Below are 3,639 nucleotides of genomic sequence, written 5' to 3' on the forward strand. Positions count from 1 at the left end.
TGATAGCTGAACGCTTACAAACTAGCCGGTTTTATCGAAGGTGCAAGATGTGAGTTTAGGTAGGTTAGGGAAACAGGAAAATTGGGAAACTGATAACTAATGAGGGGATAATAATAGGAGCAACTTTTTGATAATAATGTTAATTACTGACACTTTACTACTGGATTATAAACGATGTTCGCGACGTGCTTTTCTCAATATTCATGGTGATTTAACGAAACAAGAGCCAAAACGAGATTTTTTAAATAAACTAAGACAAGAAAGTCAACGTCATATTGCCTCGGTCTTAGACACTTATTATCCCTACTATGAAAAAGTTTCGATCTTACAAACTAGCTCAAAAGAAAGGGCAAAAGCTACCGAAGTTTTGATGCAACAAGGGGTTGATTGCATTTATCAAGGACAATTATGGGTCGATGCTCATACTTTAACATCCTGGGATTGCTCAGAAAACCCTGAGATGACACTGCCTTCTGGTTACGATTATCTCGGAAAACCTCATTTATTGATTAAACAACCAGGTCTATCTAAGTTTGGCAACTGGTCTTATTATCCTGTCAGCATCCATCTCGGTCGTAAAGCAAAACCAGAGTATAGGTTGATGGCTACTTTTTATGCTCAGTTATTAGGGATTATTCAAGAAACTCCCCCCCCAAACCCAGAATTGATTGTTCGTCCCCTGAAACAGTCTTGGGTGGATATTGGGGAATGGTTACCCAAGTTAGAGTTTATTTTGGACGAATGTGTAGCAGTTTTGGAGACACGAGGAGAACCAGAAGTGTTTATTTCTCGACAACGGTGTAGTCTGTGTCCTTGGTACGGTCATTGTTATGCGATCGCTAAATCTCAGCAACACCTTTCTTTGGTTCCTGGAGTAACCCCTAATCGCTATAAGTCTTTACAAGAGCTAGGGGTTATGACTACGGAATCTTTAGCTACAGCCAACTCGGATTCTCTTGAAGAACTTATTGGTACAGAGTTAGGCAACAAATTACAACTACAAGCTCGCTCTATCGTCCATAATCAACCTATTCCCAGGCCTCAACATGAGTATAATTCAGGGGAAATTCTTGTCAACCAAACCATCGAATTGTATTTTGACATCGAAGCGGAACCAGAACGTAATCTAGATTATTTGTTGGGGGTTGTGGTGGTTAACCGAGTCAATCAAACCCAAACCTTTTATCCTTTGTTAGCAGAAACCCCTCAAGAAGAGGGAGTGATTTGGCAGCAATTTCTTGAATTGGTTCATACTTACGATCAGGCTCCTATTTTTCATTTTTCTGATTATGAAAAAGATACTATTAAACGGTTAGGAAACTTATACCAAACACCTCGCTTTGAAATTGAACACTTATTATCCCGTTTTGTAGATCTTCATCGCTGTGTAATTACTTCTGTAATTTTCCCTGTAGAAAGCTACTCTCTCAAGTCCTTAGCTAACTGGCTAGGATTTCATTGGCGCGACGCTGGTATCAGTGGGGATCAATGCGTTTGCTGGTATGACCAATGGTTATCTACTGGGGATCGCAGTTTTCTTAGCTCTATTTTACGTTATAACGAGGATGATTGTTTGGCTACTCTTCATCTCAAAAATTGGTTAGTGGAGTTCTTCTCTAAAATTGAGTTCTCATCGTAGTTATAAATTCCTAAAATCTGATTGACTTCTCAACATTTATTCATCCACAGACCTTTAATGTCGGCGGTTAGTTGGCTTAAATTTAAAGTTATGCAAAGATTTTTTACAACATTGCCTATATACAGTTCATAGAATATCCTTTTTAAAAAAGGTAATGTTATCCTAATAAATAACACGCACATTGGGGAAATGAAACCAAAGAAACTGAAATTCTGCATTAGGACTTGGACTTTTTTTAAGAGATAATCAGTGTTTGATGGTTCTGATTTTGACAAGTAGTCTATAAATTCCCCTATATCGAATTTAGGTTAGAAATCGTTTCTCAAAAACCTAGACCTAACCAAAAACTTAAAGGTAATTGCTATGATGCTCCCGATTTTCCCACTCTTATTTCTAATTACTTCAATAGGCAGTTTTGTCTGGTATCAACGAACAGAAAATGATATTTTTGGGGTTTTAGCTTTTGCCAGTGCTTTAGCTTGTGTTATCTGGGGATTAGTTATTTCCCATTGGATAATTCACATCCTAAGTTTAATTCTTTTGTTAAAATTTAGAACGCCTATTCTTCGCACAATTCAAGTAAAAATAGATACTAAATAATTTCTTTTGATCTCATATTTAAAAAGCTGTTGGTGTATCTGATATTTTTTAGAAATCAACCAACAGCTTTTGATTAGCTAAGGTTTTTAGGGTAATAATAATTAGCTTTCGCCGCCTTCACCACCTTCGCCACCTTCGCCACCTTCGGCATCCTTGGGTTCAGCTTCGGTAGTTTCTTCGGTAGTTTCTCCAGCAGGAGCAGAGTCAGTGGGGGTTGTTGTATCAGTACCACCACCGCCACAAGCACCCAAGGCAGTAACTAAACCGAGGCTAAGAAGCAGTTGAACAGCTTTAGAATTCATGATAGTTTCCTCCATTAATCAAATCTTAACTTTAGAGATTCCATTTTAAAGAAGACTACAAAAAATTGCCAATAAATTTATCTTATGGATAAGTCAAAAGTTGAGATAATAGGGGAAAATTTAGCCGATACTCAGACAACTCAACCGCAAAAATGATTTTGACCATTGACAATGTTATCACTCCTGAAGAATTAACCCAACTCACCGAAACTCTATCTAAAGGCAAGTTTGTTGATGGTCAAACCACTGCAGGATGGCACGCTAAGCTAGTTAAACACAATAGCCAACTAGAAACAACTTTTCCTGAGATTAAAACCTTACAAGATTTAGTTATTAACGCTCTACAGCGTAACTTATTGTTTAAACTAGCTATTCACCCTAAACACATTCATTCCCTACGCTTTAGTCGCTATGAACAGCAAATGAACTATGGAAGCCATACAGATAATGCCTTGATGGGGGGTAAGCAGTTTTTTCGCTCTGATGTTTCTTTTACCCTATTTTTGAGTGCGCCTGAAAGTTACGAAGGGGGAGAGTTAGTGATCGAAAAACCAGAGGGAAAACTTTGTTACAAACTCAATGCAGGATCGATTATTTTGTATCCTTCAACTTTTTTGCATCGAGTGGAGACGGTTAAAACGGGAACAAGATTGGTGGTTGTGGGATGGATTCAGAGTTTAATCCGAGATACTAGCAAAAGAGAAATTTTATTTGATATCGACACGGTGCGCCGTTCTCTGTTTGCTAAAAATGGTAAATCTGTAGAATTCGATTTATTAGCAAAAACCCATGCTAATCTGTTACGTCAGTGGGCTGAATAACAACTATAGCAATTAGAAATGATTCATCGCTCTTTCGGGGTAAGGAGTCAGTAGTCAGGAGTTCCTCACTCTGTTCCGACTCTATCGCACAGGAGTGCGGACTCATTCTTCATGAGATATTTCTTTTATCAGTTTTCCACCTCGCATTCAATTCGAGGTGGGTGGGCAGTTTATTACCCCATCGCCTTCTTAATTCTCCAGTCAACTTATGCCAAAGAATAAAAGTAGAAGCTTCTCAAAAAGTCTGGGGGGACTCGCCGAAAGTTAGGGGACAAAG

Annotated in this window: 4 protein-coding genes; 3 read left to right on the plus strand and 1 reads right to left on the minus strand. The window is 38.4% G+C overall.

Going from position 1 to position 3,639, the window contains the following annotated elements; all coding sequences use genetic code 11:
- Positions 1-136 precede the first annotated feature (136 nt).
- Together P9B04_RS17075 and P9B04_RS17080 are read left to right on the plus strand one after the other, a co-directional pair.
- Entirely contained in the window at positions 137-1,639 is a 1,503-nt protein-coding gene (locus P9B04_RS17075) for a TM0106 family RecB-like putative nuclease (protein ID WP_342056181.1), read from the plus strand.
- A gap of 363 nt (positions 1,640-2,002) precedes the next feature.
- Positions 2,003-2,239, plus strand: a complete 237-nt coding sequence (locus tag P9B04_RS17080; RefSeq protein WP_342056182.1) for a hypothetical protein — start codon at positions 2,003-2,005, stop codon at positions 2,237-2,239.
- Positions 2,240-2,340: 101 nt separating this feature from the next.
- On the opposite strand, the gene P9B04_RS17085 is transcribed toward P9B04_RS17080, so the two are convergent.
- Positions 2,341-2,541, minus strand: coding sequence for a hypothetical protein (locus P9B04_RS17085; RefSeq protein ID WP_342056183.1), 201 nt, complete (start codon positions 2,539-2,541; stop codon positions 2,341-2,343).
- 152 nt (positions 2,542-2,693) lie between these two features.
- Between P9B04_RS17085 and P9B04_RS17090 the strand changes: the two genes are divergently transcribed.
- Positions 2,694-3,362 (plus strand): Fe2+-dependent dioxygenase, encoded by a 669-nt coding sequence (locus P9B04_RS17090; protein ID WP_342056184.1) that lies wholly within the window; start codon positions 2,694-2,696, stop codon positions 3,360-3,362.
- The last annotated feature ends 277 nt before the right edge of the window (positions 3,363-3,639 follow it).

Origin of the sequence: Crocosphaera sp. Alani8, from assembly GCF_038442745.1 — a bacterium.
In the GTDB taxonomy this organism is placed as follows: Bacteria; Cyanobacteriota; Cyanobacteriia; order Cyanobacteriales; family Microcystaceae; genus Crocosphaera.